The sequence below is a fragment of the Pseudoalteromonas sp. B160 genome, assembly GCF_037162485.1.
Taxonomy (GTDB): domain Bacteria; phylum Pseudomonadota; class Gammaproteobacteria; order Enterobacterales; family Alteromonadaceae; genus Pseudoalteromonas; species Pseudoalteromonas rhizosphaerae.
Genome location: NZ_JARLUX010000001.1, coordinates 275,850 through 289,812 on the forward strand (window position 1 = coordinate 275,850; position 13,963 = coordinate 289,812).

At 41.4% G+C, this 13,963-nt stretch carries 9 protein-coding genes and 2 rRNA genes; 4 read left to right on the top strand and 7 right to left on the bottom strand.

The window, feature by feature from the left end:
• Window positions 1-28 precede the first annotated feature (28 nt).
• From P4S61_RS01130 to P4S61_RS01140, 3 genes are read left to right on the top strand one after another with little or no spacing between them, the layout of a single operon-like run.
• Entirely contained in the window at window positions 29-1,312 is a 1,284-nt protein-coding gene (locus P4S61_RS01130) for a YeaH/YhbH family protein (RefSeq protein ID WP_145242150.1), read from the top strand.
• Window positions 1,313-1,333: 21 nt separating this feature from the next.
• On the top strand, window positions 1,334-2,848 hold the full coding sequence (locus P4S61_RS01135) for a SpoVR family protein (RefSeq protein ID WP_337117642.1): 1,515 nt from the start codon (window positions 1,334-1,336) through the stop codon (window positions 2,846-2,848).
• Between the two features lie 5 nt (window positions 2,849-2,853).
• Window positions 2,854-3,735 carry a universal stress protein gene (locus tag P4S61_RS01140; RefSeq protein ID WP_145242155.1) on the top strand — a complete coding sequence of 294 codons (882 nt, stop codon included), beginning with the start codon at window positions 2,854-2,856 and terminating at the stop codon, window positions 3,733-3,735.
• Window positions 3,736-3,853: 118 nt separating this feature from the next.
• Here the strand turns inward: P4S61_RS01140 and P4S61_RS01145 are convergent, their stop codons facing one another.
• Window positions 3,854-4,819, bottom strand: coding sequence for a sensor domain-containing diguanylate cyclase (locus tag P4S61_RS01145; protein ID WP_145242157.1), 966 nt, complete (start codon window positions 4,817-4,819; stop codon window positions 3,854-3,856).
• Window positions 4,820-4,823: 4 nt separating this feature from the next.
• Entirely contained in the window at window positions 4,824-5,828 is a 1,005-nt protein-coding gene (locus P4S61_RS01150; RefSeq protein ID WP_145242159.1) for a response regulator, read from the bottom strand.
• Window positions 5,829-6,001: 173 nt separating this feature from the next.
• On the opposite strand from P4S61_RS01150, the gene tpx reads away from it, so the two are divergent.
• Window positions 6,002-6,583 carry a thiol peroxidase gene (gene tpx / locus P4S61_RS01155; RefSeq protein ID WP_145242161.1) on the top strand — a complete coding sequence of 194 codons (582 nt, stop codon included), beginning with the start codon at window positions 6,002-6,004 and terminating at the stop codon, window positions 6,581-6,583.
• 69 nt (window positions 6,584-6,652) lie between these two features.
• Here the strand turns inward: tpx and adk are convergent, their stop codons facing one another.
• The 5 genes from adk to P4S61_RS01180 form a co-directional block, all read right to left on the bottom strand.
• Entirely contained in the window at window positions 6,653-7,297 is a 645-nt protein-coding gene (adk, locus tag P4S61_RS01160) for an adenylate kinase (RefSeq protein WP_064665952.1), read from the bottom strand.
• Window positions 7,298-7,477: 180 nt separating this feature from the next.
• Window positions 7,478-9,391: a molecular chaperone HtpG gene (htpG, locus tag P4S61_RS01165; protein ID WP_337117643.1), complete on the bottom strand. Its 1,914-nt coding sequence runs from the start codon at window positions 9,389-9,391 to the stop codon at window positions 7,478-7,480.
• 135 nt (window positions 9,392-9,526) lie between these two features.
• A complete protein-coding gene (locus P4S61_RS01170) occupies window positions 9,527-10,240 on the bottom strand; it encodes an RluA family pseudouridine synthase (RefSeq protein ID WP_337117644.1) in 714 nt (237 codons plus the stop codon).
• 299 nt (window positions 10,241-10,539) lie between these two features.
• A 5S ribosomal RNA gene (gene rrf, locus P4S61_RS01175) occupies window positions 10,540-10,654 on the bottom strand.
• Between the two features lie 197 nt (window positions 10,655-10,851).
• Window positions 10,852-13,738 (bottom strand): 23S ribosomal RNA (locus tag P4S61_RS01180).
• Window positions 13,739-13,963: the final 225 nt, after the last annotated feature.

Consider the following 13,963-nt stretch of genomic DNA (forward strand, 5'->3'; position numbering starts at 1 on the left):
CGCAGCTGTGTATTTTTAGGGGGTCTTTATGGCGCATTTTATAGACCGTCGCCTGAACGGTAAGAATAAGAGCACGTTAAATCGTCAACGCTTTATCAGGCGCTATAAAAAACAGATCAAAGAAGCGGTGTCAGATGCAATAAATAAACGCAGTGTCACTGACTCCAGTAGCGGTGAGAGTATTTCAATTCCGCAACGGGATATAAGTGAACCTACTTTCCATCAAGGTAAAGGGGGCGATAGAGAACAAATTCATCCTGGTAACGATCAGTTCTCAACCGGTGATAAAATTAAACGCCCGCAAGGTGGCCAAGGTGGTGGAGCCGGCGAAGGTGAAGCGAGTGACTCTGGTGAAGGAGAAGATGACTTTGTCTTCTCGATTTCTAAAGATGAGTATCTAGACTTACTGTTTGAAGACTTAGAACTGCCAAATTTACAGCAAAACCAGTTAGACAAACTCGTGCAAATGAAAACTCATCGTGCTGGTTTTTGTAGTGATGGTATGCCGAGTAATATTGATATTGTGCGTTCACTTCAGGGCTCACTTGCAAGGCGTGTTGCGATGAGCGCGGGTAAAAAGCGTCAATTAGCAGAGCTTGAAGCACAGCTTTGCCTATTAATGGCTGAGCCTGAACCTGATATAGCTGCTATTGCATTAATGGAGCAAGAAATCGCCGCATTACAAAAACGCATCAGTGCAGTGCCCTTTATTGATAATTACGATTTGCGCTTTCGTAACTATGAAAAACAGCCTCATCCAACTAGTAAAGCGGTGATGTTTTGTATTATGGATGTGTCGGGCTCGATGGATCAAGCAACCAAAGATATGGCAAAACGTTTTTATATTTTGCTTTATCAATTTTTGACCCGCAGTTATAAAGACATTGAAGTGGTGTATATTCGCCATCATACCCAAGCCAAAGAGGTCGACGAACAGGAGTTTTTCTATTCCCAAGAAACTGGCGGCACAATTGTCTCCAGCGCACTGAAGTTAATGAATGAGATAATTACCGAGCGTTATAACGCTGGCGAGTGGAATGTGTATGCAGCACAAGCCTCTGATGGCGACAATTGGGCAGATGACTCTCCCCAATGCTCAGAGATCTTACGCAACAAGTTGCTCAGTACCATTCGCTATTACGCTTATATTGAGATCACTACCCGCGCCCATCAGAGCCTATGGCGTGAGTATCAAAATATTTGTCAAACTCATAATAACTTTGCGATTCAACATATACGCAATGTTGAAGATATTTACCCTATTTTCCGTGAGTTATTCAAGAAGAGTCGTCAACACCAAGGGGCAGCCTAGGCTGTACAGCGAGGTATTTATATGACCAATAAACGAATGAGTGATGGGCCAGATTGGACATTTGAATTACTACAACAATACCAAGACGAAATTGCGCGGGTTGCTGAACATTATCGCCTCGATACTTATCCTAATCAGATTGAAGTGATCACCGCAGAACAAATGATGGATGCCTATTCCAGTGTTGGTATGCCTATTGGCTATAGTCACTGGTCTTATGGTAAAAAATTTATTCAAACTGAGCAAAACTACAAACGCGGACAAATGGGATTGGCTTATGAAATTGTCATAAACTCGAATCCTTGTATTGCTTATTTAATGGAAGAAAATACCCTTCCAATGCAGGCTTTAGTGATGGCGCACGCTTGCTACGGGCACAACTCGTTTTTTAAAGGTAATTATTTATTTAAAACATGGACTGATGCCAGCTCTATTATTGACTACCTATTATTTGCAAAAAATTATATTGCTCGTTGCGAAGAAAAACATGGCATTGATGAAGTCGAAAACCTAATCGATTCATGCCATGCACTTATGAATTACGGTGTTGATCGTTATAAACGCCCACAGCAAATATCTTTATTTGAAGAACAAAAACGCCAACAAGAGCGCGAAGATTACTTACAATCACAAGTGAACGAACTTTGGCGCACAATACCTTCACATCAACAGGAAACTAAAAAACACGAGCGTCATTTTCCTTCAGAGCCACAAGAAAATATTTTGTATTTTATAGAAAAAAATGCGCCATTACTGGAATCTTGGCAACGAGAAATAATTCGTATTGTGCGTAAAATCTCACAATATTTTTATCCTCAAAAGCAAACCCAAGTAATGAATGAAGGCTGGGCAACGTTTTGGCATTATACTATTTTGAATCACTTATATGATGAAGGGAAACTCACTGACTCATTCATGTTAGAGTTTTTACAAAGTCATACTAATGTTGTGTATCAGCCCCCTTACAATAGTAATTATTATTCGGGTATTAACCCTTATGCGCTGGGTTTTAATATGATGGTGGATATCCGCCGTATTTGTGAAAACCCTACCGAAGAAGATAAACAGTGGTTTCCAGAATATGCCAGGAGCAACTGGTTAGATACGCTGCACTTTGCAATGGAAAACTTTAAAGACGAAAGTTTTATTAGCCAATTTTTATCACCCAAACTTATTCGTGACTTTAAATTATTCACTATTATCGATCATGAAAAAGATCCGAATCTACAAGTTGGTGCGATCCACGATGAAAGCGGCTATCACGCGGTACGGACTGCGCTCTCAGCACAATATAACCTCAGTAATCACGAACCCAACATTCAGATCTATGATGTTGATATTAGAGGTGATCGCTCTTTAACCTTGCGCTACGTGCCACATCAGGATATTCCACTGGCAAAGTCTCACCATGAGGTATTAAAACACCTTTACAGACTATGGGGCTTTAAGGTAAAACTGGAACAAGAGTCAACCTCTGGCGAATTGAATATACTCGGGCAATGTCCATCAGATGATTCACGCCATACAACAGAGTGAATAGAATGGATAAAAAGCTTCTCGTACTAATTGATTCAGTAGAATTTGCACGTACTGCTATTTTGCACGCGAAACACAAAGCAATTGGTAAGCAAAAACATATTGATATTGTCGCCTTTGCCTATGAAAGTGCTGGTAATATTTTGTTCTCGCCGCCAGCTGAACAATTGCAAGTAATTCAAGAAACAAGGTTGGCTACTCTCAAAAAAGAATTAGTACCACTACTTGAAAGCGAATTGTCAGAATCAGATTATTCATTAAATATTATTTGGCATGAGGCACCTGAGCAATGGTTAGCCAATGAGAGTGACTTTGAAAATTATGAGATGGTGATAAAAACGCGGCATATTGACGAGCATTGTCAATTTAGTGAACTTGACTGGCAGTTGATCCGCTTTACCCCACTACCACTTTATTTAGCTGCGGATAATACCTGGCGCAATAACACCAATGTGTTAGCTGCGCTTGATTTAGGTAGCGAAAAAGCCACTAAATACAAACTAAACAAAGATATAATTGAAACTGGTTTAGCTTATTCTAAGCATTATGACTGTCAGTTTTATACTTGTTATACCGTTCATGTATCCCCAATTTTAAGAGACTTAGGCATTGTATTTTCAGACGAACAAGTACTGAATGCTTTTGACAAACTACCTGTCATTCAACGTAATTTAATTATTGAGCACGATATAAAAAATAACCTTCATATAAAAGCGGGCCTAGCCGAGCAAGTGATCCCAAGTATTGCAGCTAAGCTTAGTGCCGGTCTCGTGATCATGGGCTCAGTAGGCAACATAGGTATAAAAGGTAAGTTAATTGGCAATACCGCTGAAAAAGTTATGCGGTTACTAAAAACAGACTTGCTTATTTTGCCACCTGAATGCTAGATACCTGCTGGCGATAGCATAAAAAATGACGCATTTTGCGTCATTTTTTATGCCTATTCAAAGCAACTTAATTTAAACTTTTGCTATTGTGTCGCGAGGGTATTTATACTAATCAAGGTTAACTCAAATCTTTATATGCAGTAATACAATTTCTGCCATTTTCTTTTGAAAAGTAAAGTGCCTTATCAGCCGCTTCAATCCATTTTTCATAACGTTCGAATTCATCTTGAAAACAGGCAAAACCAACACTAACAGTCACTTTAATTTGCTTTTCGTCAAAGTAAATGGATGAGTTTTCAATTAAACTACGCAAACGCTCAGCAAATATCTCAGCACCTTTGTGATCCGTGTCTAATAACGTTACTGCAAATTCTTCGCCGCCATAACGACCTGCGATGTCTGTTTCACGTAATGTTTTACGCAGTAAATCAGCAATGTTACGCAGTGCTTCATCGCCACAACGGTGCCCATGTTCATCATTTACTTTTTTAAAGTGATCGATATCAAACATCAATAAAGTACTTGTGCCACCACTGCGTTTGATCCTAAGAAATTCTTTTCGTAGGGTATCTTCCCAATGACCTCGATTAGTCAATTTTGTTAGTGCGTCCGTTTGACTCACTTGTTCAAGTTCACGATTTACTTCTTCAAGTTCTTTTTTATTCACTGCCATATCAGTTACATCATAAAGAATGATACAAATATGGCCAACTTCTCCCATCGTATTTGATAGAGGAATAAACGTAGCGTTTTGAAACATATGGTCTGCTTTACCCGTGATTGGACGGTAATTTTTAAAGCGGAAAATATATGGCTGCTGTTCCCAAATAGTGAATGAACGGTTTTTCAAAATAAACACTGATTCTGACTTACTACGAAACCACTTTTCATCAATTGATGGAAATAAATCAAACAAGTCTTTATCTTTTACAGCGCTGGGTAACATACCTGAATGGTTTTCCATAAAACCATTCCAAATACACACTTTATAGTCCCTATCTAACACCACTAAACCAACATCTACGGTATTAAACATATCCATTAACCAATGGATTTCATTCATATTAAAATCAGCAGCAGGCATAATGTTAGTCTTCTAATAGGTAAGCAACTTTGTATTTCAAAGTTTTTAGTGAGTCTTCGGTAAATAATAGCATCAAGTCACAGTTAATATTGTGGTTCTCAATACCATAGCTAATTTCTATTGCCAGAGTACGTTGCCAGCGTGATTTGTTTGCTTTAACTAAATCAGATACATCACAATGTTGGCCTAACACCACCGGATGTCCTTGGCTAAAAGTCATATCTAATTGGCGAGATAATCCCGTTAAGATTGCACCAATCAGGATATTACTAATATCCATTAATAACTCCAGCTCAATTTTGTTAGTGAGCTCCCCTTCATAATTCATCAAGGACGCAATTTCTTTAAAGCTAGAATCATTTAGAAGTAACAATGCCTCACCGGATACACCACCACCAATAAAACCTTGGCACACGCCTGACGTTGTTGCATTGGCATCAATTGATCGCAGTGCCATATCAAGTTCATTAACTTCGAGAATATTGACATTAGGAATAGGCAATTCAACAAATACATTTAATAGCCGTGCTAATAAGTCTCCAGCCTGCCCCATTGCCACGTTAGTCAGCTCTTGGTATATGTCTCTGACATCTGGGTCAACTTGCTCACCTAAGCGGTGTGAGAGCCGCTCACGCATTGCTTTATCTTTAATTCCATGGTGTTCGATAATATCGGCAAGCTTTTGGGCATCACATGGTTTTTGGATAAAGTCTATCGCGCCAAGTTCGATTACCCGTTGATGCGCATTGGGCTGAATATCGCCAGAGACAACAACGGTTAATATATCCAAGTTTTGCTCTTGAATCGCTTGCAGTACTTCGTAGCCATCCATTTGCGGCATATTTAAATCGAGAAATAAGATTTCCGGGTTTAACGCTTTAATTTGCTTAATACAATGCACGCCATCTTCAGCAAACTCAACTTTAATATCCCAATCATCGGGCAACGAACGAGCTAACTGACGGCGCGCAAGCTTAGAATCATCACAAATTAGTACCGATGTTGACATAGTCTCTCTCTGATTGCTTTTATTTTTATTAGTAAAAATGTAAACATTTATTACTGCTTTATGTTAATCAATGTAACCATACATTACAATTTTAAATTGCATTAAACTCTTGGTGTCCATGGATGATTATAATACACTCAGCCTAATTGCGTTAACTCTAAAGGAAATACCTTATGCTCCGATCACTCACTTTTGCTTTAAGTGCCTTTTGTTCAATGGCTTTTGCCGCCGATATGACCGAAAACACGCTTGATGCGGGAAAAGTATCAGCACAATCTAAGCCAATCACTTTATTAGGACAAGGTGTAAAACTAGGCGATAAAGCACCAGACTTTAAAGTGGTTGATGGCTCATTCACGCCAATTACTTTAGCCGATTACCAAGGTAAAGCCGTTTTAATAAGCGTTGTTCCAAGTCTGGATACTGGTGTTTGTAGCATTCAAACCAAGCATTTTAACGAAAAGGTTGCATCGCAATTTCCAAATATAGCCATGCTCACCATTAGTGCTGATTTACCGTTTGCACAAAAACGTTTTTGCAAAGCCGAGAACATAGATAAAATTACTGCTTTATCTGATTCAGTATGGCGTGACTTTGGTCAAAACTATGGTCTGATCATTAAAGATATGGGTCTGCTTACACGAGCCGTATTTGTATTAGATGCAAGTCATAAAGTTGTTTACAAGCAGTTAGTAGCTGATTTATCAACAGAGCCAAAGTATGACCCAGTTATAAGTGCTTTAAACGCATTGTAATTTATTGCGCTAGAGTACATTACAATGATAAAAAAACCGCCAATCGGCGGTTTTTTATTGATTGAATTATCAACCCAATAATTCAGCAAGTTGCTGATTAACAGCTTCAACAGCTTGGGTACCATCTAGTTTATGATATTGCGTATTGCCCGCTTGCGCTTCCGCTTGGTAATAATCAACCAATGGCATTGTTTGCTCATGGTAAATACCTAAACGTTTACGTACTGTTTCTTCTGTGTCATCAGCACGGATGATCAGATCTTCACCTGTAACGTCGTCTTTACCTTCCACTTTTGGCGGATTGTAAACTACGTGATAAACACGGCCGGAACCAGGATGAACGCGACGTCCACCCATTCGGTCAACAATAATTTCATCAGCCACATCAAACTCAATAACGTGATCAACAACTACGCCATTTTCTTTCATTGCATCAGCTTGTGGGATGGTACGTGGGAAACCGTCTAGTAAAAAACCTTTTTCACAATCAGCTTTAGTAATACGCTCTTTAACAAGACCTATGATGATGTCATCAGAAATTAACTGACCTGCATCCATTACTTTTTTCGCTTCAAGACCCAGTGGTGTGCCTTCTTTAATTGCAGCACGTAACATATCACCAGTTGAAATTTGTGGAATACCGTACTTATCCATCAAAAACTGAGCTTGAGTGCCTTTACCTGCACCTGGCGCGCCCAAAAGAATAATGCGCATATCATTGTCCTCGTTTGATACTGATTTTACAAAAAGCATATCAGTATGATTTATTATAAAGCTTGAATTCTTCCATAAGCGCCGCAGATACTCAAGCAACTTATACCAATTGACTACGTTGAGATCATAAAAAAAGGGAACCGAAGTTCCCTTTTTATTAAAATGTTAGTTTTTGAGCAATTACTTACTCAAATCTAACATTAATTTATTTAAGCGAGTCACAAAACCTGCTGGATCTTTTAATGTACCGCGCTCTGCAAGCAAGGCTTGATCAAGCAGTACATGTGACCACTGTGCAAATTTGTCTTCGTCTTGTTCAACATTTAAATGCTTAACAAGTTGATGCTCAGGGTTAAGCTCAAAAATTGGTTTTGCTTCTGGAGCAGCTTGACCTACTGATTCCATTAGCTTTTGCATTTGTGAGCTCATGTCGTTGTCATCAGCGACCACACAGGCTGGTGAGTCAGTTAAACGATGCGTAAAGCGTACATCTTTAACATTATCGCCAAGTGCTGTTTTGATGCGCTCAACTAAGCCTGCAACTTCTTTTTCAGACTCTTCTTGCGCTTTTTTGGTCTCTTCATCATCTAAGCTACCTAAGTCTAGGTCACCACGGGTAATTGACTTAAATGGTTTTTCAGCAAACTCGGTTAAGTGGCTCATCATCCACTCATCAACACGGTCACTCATCAACAGTACTTCGATACCTTTCTTACGGAAGATCTCTAGATGTGGAGAGCTTTTCGCCGCAGTGAATGAATCCGCAACAACGTAGTAAATCGCGTCTTGGCCTTCATTCATACGCTCAACGTATTGCTCTAATGAAACGTTTTGTGCTTCTTCATCAGTATGTGTTGATGAGAAACGCAGTAACTTAGCAATCGCTTCTTTATTCGCTGCATCTTCTGCTGGACCTTCTTTGATCACTTGACCAAATTCATTCCAAAATACTTGGTAATCGTCGGCTTTATTTTTCGCCATACGCTCAAGCAGTTTTAAGGTACGTGACGTACAACCTTTGCGGATTGCTTGCGTTACTTTGTTATCTTGTAAAATTTCACGTGATACGTTTAACGGTAAATCGTTTGAATCAAGTAAACCTTTTACAAAGCGTAAGTAGCTAGGCATAAATTGCTCAGCATCATCCATTACAAATACACGTTGTACATATAGCTTTAAGCCACTTTGACGGTCACGATTCCATAAATCAAATGGTGCTTTTTTAGGAATATACAGTAAGCTTGTGTATTCAGTTTTACCTTCAACTTTGTTGTGAGCCCAGCTCAGTGGATCTTCCCAATCATGGCTTACATGCTTATAAAATTCTTTATATTCTTCATCAGATAGCTCTGATTTATCACGCGTCCACATTGCTGTGGCGCGGTTAATGCTTTCCCACTCACCAGGTACGGCTGGAATTTTCTCGCCATCTTCACCTTCTGACTCAGGTACTTCGGCTTTGTACATTTGTACTGGTGTTGAAATATGATCCGAGTACTTAGTTACAATACTACGTAGGCGCCATTCATCAGCAAACTCTTTTTCATCTTCACGAAGATGTAAAGTAATTTCAGTACCACGGCCTGCTTTTTCAATTTCTTCTAGCGTGTATTCGCCCTCACCTTGTGATTGCCATTCAACGCCTTTTTCTTCACCGGCTTTGCGAGTACGAACAGTCACTAAGTCTGCAACTATAAATGCAGAGTAAAAACCAACACCGAACTGACCAATTAGTTGCGAATCTTTGCTTTGGTCGCCAGTTAAGTTTTTGAAAAACTCAGCAGTGCCTGATTTAGCAATAGTCCCTAACGAGCTGATCACTTCATCACGAGTCATACCAATACCGTTATCAGAAATAGTTACGGTATTTTTTTCTTTATCGGCACTGATACGTACACGTAAGTCTGCGTCACCTTGGTATAGTTCACCATTTGAAAGTGCTAAAAAGCGTAATTTATCAGCTGCGTCTGAGGCATTTGACACAAGCTCACGTAAGAAAATTTCTTTATTAGAATAAAGTGAGTGAATCATTAAGTTTAATAGTTGTTTAACTTCTGTTTGAAAGCCTAATGTTTCTTTTTGTGTTGCAGTCATTTATATATCTCCAATTTGCAAAGTGTCTGCGTTATGCACTTAATATGGGGCGCGGTTTGTTAACTTCAAGTCAAAAGAGCAAAAAAGTAAGCCATAGCAAGATAAACACGGAAGTTAAGTTGTTTTTTCTTACAATCAAAATGGCTGTGGGCAATGTAGGTGCGTTTGCTTGGAGCTTCGAGGGTGTACAAAAAACAGATCGCTGGCATGTAATTGTAAGCGCTCAGCCAGTTGTTGGCTATGTTGGTTTTTATACAGATCACAGCCAATAATTGGGTGCCCAATGCTGTGACTGTGTATACGTAATTGATGTGTACGCCCCGTCACAGGGGTAAATTGCACTAAAGTACGCGGCGGTGATGTTAAGCGCTGTAATACTAAATAGTCACTGACGGCAGACTTACCCGTCACATTACAAATTTTAACTAATGGAAAGAGTAACTTATCTTTGACTATTGCAGCGTTTATTTGACCTACGTCATTTAATAACCAGCCATCCAACATGGCTATATAGTGTTTTTTTATTGTCCCTGATTGAAACTGCTTATTAAGGAGCTTAGTTGATTCAGGGTTAAGGCCAACAATCATAATACCTGAAGTACCATAATCTAACCGATGCGGCAATTTAGCGCTTGGGAATGCAGCTGTAATTCCTGGCTGCCCATGCACTAGGCGATAATGCACGGAATCCAAATTGGCCAGGTTTTTACCAGACAAACTCAGTAAACCACTGGGTTTATTGATCAATAAAATATCATCGTCTTGATATAAAATTTCCACATACTCATAGCAAATCGATGCAATAAAGTCATCAACAATAATCTTAGGTTTCAAACTACAATCAGACATTTAATTCCTTACTGTGATTTAGTACATAAACCAAAATAATTAGCGCTAGAATTTAGCGATGAGTACGAAAAGTTCTTATTGCACTATTTTAAAGCTTATTTAAATATGTGAAAGAAAAAGCTCTGGCTTAATCGTCGCGTTCTTTTATCCGTGGGTGTCAGATACTCAACCCACGCTACGGTGTATAGGTTGACACAGTGCGGCTCGCTAGCTTTACTCTCGCTAACTCGCTTACTATTTCACTTTCCTACAGACGTAAAAAAGCCGCTTCATTTCTGAAGCGGCTTTCTCAATTTGGAGCCTGGCAATGTCCTACTTTCACATAGCAAATGCTACACTATCATCGGCGCTGTTTCGTTTCACTACTGAGTTCGGCATGGGGTCAGGTGGGTCCAAAACGCTATTGTTACCAAGCAAATACGGTGCAAAGGAGTAATGACAAAGCACGTAGTGCTTACATTTCCTTTGCGCAAGGTGCCTCAACTTTAACGCTACGCGCTAAGAGTCACCTTATAAATTTGGAATTCTGATAATAAAGTTTTCAGTAAATCTACTTTAGTCTATTAACTTCTTGCGCTATCAACTATCACATAAAACGCGTTTGGCGTTGTATGGTTAAGCCTCACGGGTAATTAGTACAAGTTAGCTTAACATATCACTATGCTTCCACATCTTGCCTATCAACGTTGTAGTCTTCAACGGCCCTTCAGAGAGCTTATAGCTCTAGTGAGAACTCATCTCGAGGCCTGCTTCGCGCTTAGATGCTTTCAGCGCTTATCAGTTCCGAACGTAGCTACCGGGCAATGCCATTGGCATGACAACCCGAACACCAGCGGTTCGTTCACTCCGGTCCTCTCGTACTAGGAGCAACCCCTCTCAATTCTCAAACGCCCACGGCAGATAGGGACCGAACTGTCTCACGACGTTCTAAACCCAGCTCGCGTACCACTTTAAATGGCGAACAGCCATACCCTTGGGACCGACTTCAGCCCCAGGATGTGATGAGCCGACATCGAGGTGCCAAACACCGCCGTCGATATGAACTCTTGGGCGGTATCAGCCTGTTATCCCCGGAGTACCTTTTATCCGTTGAGCGATGGCCCTTCCATTCAGAACCACCGGATCACTATGACCTACTTTCGTACCTGCTCGACGTGTCTGTCTCGCAGTTAAGCTGGCTTCTACCATTACACTAACCGTACGATGTCCGACCGTACTTAGCCAACCTTCGTGCTCCTCCGTTACTCTTTGGGAGGAGACCGCCCCAGTCAAACTACCCACCAGGCACTGTCCGTAACCCCGATTCAGGGGCCAACGTTAGAACATCAAAACTACAAGGGTGGTATTTCAAGGACGACTCCACAAAAACTAGCGTCTCTGCTTCTAAGTCTCCCACCTATCCTACACATGTAGGTTCAATGTTCAGTGCCAAGCTGTAGTAAAGGTTCACGGGGTCTTTCCGTCTAGCCGCGGGTACACAGCATCTTCACTGCGATTTCAATTTCACTGAGTCTCGGGTGGAGACAGCGTGGCCATGGTTACACCATTCGTGCAGGTCGGAACTTACCCGACAAGGAATTTCGCTACCTTAGGACCGTTATAGTTACGGCCGCCGTTTACCGGGGCTTCGATCAAGAGCTTCTCCGAAGATAACCCCATCAATTAACCTTCCGGCACCGGGCAGGTGTCACACCGTATACGTCATCTTGCGATTTTGCACAGTGCTGTGTTTTTAATAAACAGTCCCAGCCACCTGGTCACTGCGGCTCCAATCAGCTTAGAGAGCAAGTCTCATCACCAATCGGAGCGTACCTTCTCCCGAAGTTACGGTACGATTTTGCCTAGTTCCTTCACCCGAGTTCTCTCAAGCGCCTTAGTATTCTCTACCTGACCACCTGTGTCGGTTTGGGGTACGATTCGGTATAATCTGAAGCTTAGAGGCTTTTCCTGGAAGTATGGCATCAGCAACTTCATCACCTTAGTGACTCGTCTCGTGTCTCAGCCTAACAGCAACCCGGATTTACCTAAGTCACTAGCCTACTCACTTTCACATGGACTACCAACGCCATGCTTGCTTAGCCTGCTCCGTCCCCCCATCGCAATTATACCAAGTACGGAAATATTAATCCGTTTCCCATCGACTACGCCTTTCGGCCTCGCCTTAGGGGTCGACTTACCCTACCCTGATTAACATGGGATAGGAACCCTTGGTCTTCCGGCGTGCGGGTTTTTCACCCGCATTATCGTTACTCATGTCAGCATTCGCACTTCTGATACGTCCAGCATACCTCCCGGTACACCTTCAACCGCTTACAGAACGCTCCCCTACCACTCAGAATAAATTCTGAATCCGCAGCTTCGGTGCATAGTTTAGCCCCGTTACATCTTCCGCGCAGACCGACTCGACCAGTGAGCTATTACGCTTTCTTTAAAGGATGGCTGCTTCTAAGCCAACCTCCTGGCTGTCTGGGCCTTTCCACATCGTTTCCCACTTAACTATGACTTTGGGACCTTAGCTGGCGGTCTGGGTTGTTTCCCTCTTCACGACGGACGTTAGCACCCGCCGTGTGTCTCCCGGATATTACTTTACGGTATTCGGAGTTTGCAAAGGGTTGGTAAGTCGGGATGACCCCCTAGCCTTAACAGTGCTCTACCCCCGTAAGTATTCGTCCGAGGCTCTACCTAAATAGATTTCGGGGAGAACCAGCTATCTCCCGGTTTGATTAGCCTTTCACTCCTAGCCACAGGTCATCCCCTAACTTTTCAACGTTAGTGGGTTCGGTCCTCCAGTTGATGTTACTCAACCTTCAACCTGCCCATGGCTAGATCACCGGGTTTCGGGTCTATACCTTGCAACTAATCGCCCAGTTAAGACTCGGTTTCCCTACGGCTACCCTATTCGGTTAACCTCGCTACAAAATATAAGTCGCTGACCCATTATACAAAAGGTACGCAGTCACCCAACAAGTGGGCTCCTACTGCTTGTACGTACACGGTTTCAGGTTCTATTTCACTCCCCTCACAGGGGTTCTTTTCGCCTTTCCCTCACGGTACTGGTTCACTATCGGTCAGTTGGGAGTATTTAGCCTTAGATGATGGTCCACCTATATTCAGTCAAAGTTTCACGTGCTCCGACCTACTCGATTTCACTTAAAAGGGATTTTCATGTACGGGACTATCACCCTGTATCGTGGCACTTTCCAGAGCCTTCCATTAACACCAATTAAGCTTAAGGGCTGTTCCGATTTCGCTCGCCGCTACTTTCGGAATCTCGGTTGATTTCTTTTCCTACGGGTACTTAGATGTTTCAGTTCTCCGCGTTCGCCTCGTTAACCTATGTATTCAGTTAACGATACCTGCAAGCAGGTGGGTTTCCCCATTCGGAAATCCTAGTCTCAAGTGCTTTTTACTAGCTTGACTAGGCTTATCGCAAGTTAATACGTCCTTCATCGCCTCCAACTGCCAAGGCATCCACCGTGTACGCTTAGTCACTTAACCATACAACCCAAACGGGTCTTTGTTTTGTGACAGTTTAACTTCGCCAGAAGTTAATATTGAATACTAAAGTAGATACCAATCAACAAACGTAAACGTTCATTAAATGGCACTGAATGATACTGCTATCATTCTTTTTTACTTTTGAAAACTCTGTACAAATACACTGTATTCATACGAATTTTATTATCAGCTTTTCCAAATTTTTAAAGAGCATATTAATTAGTT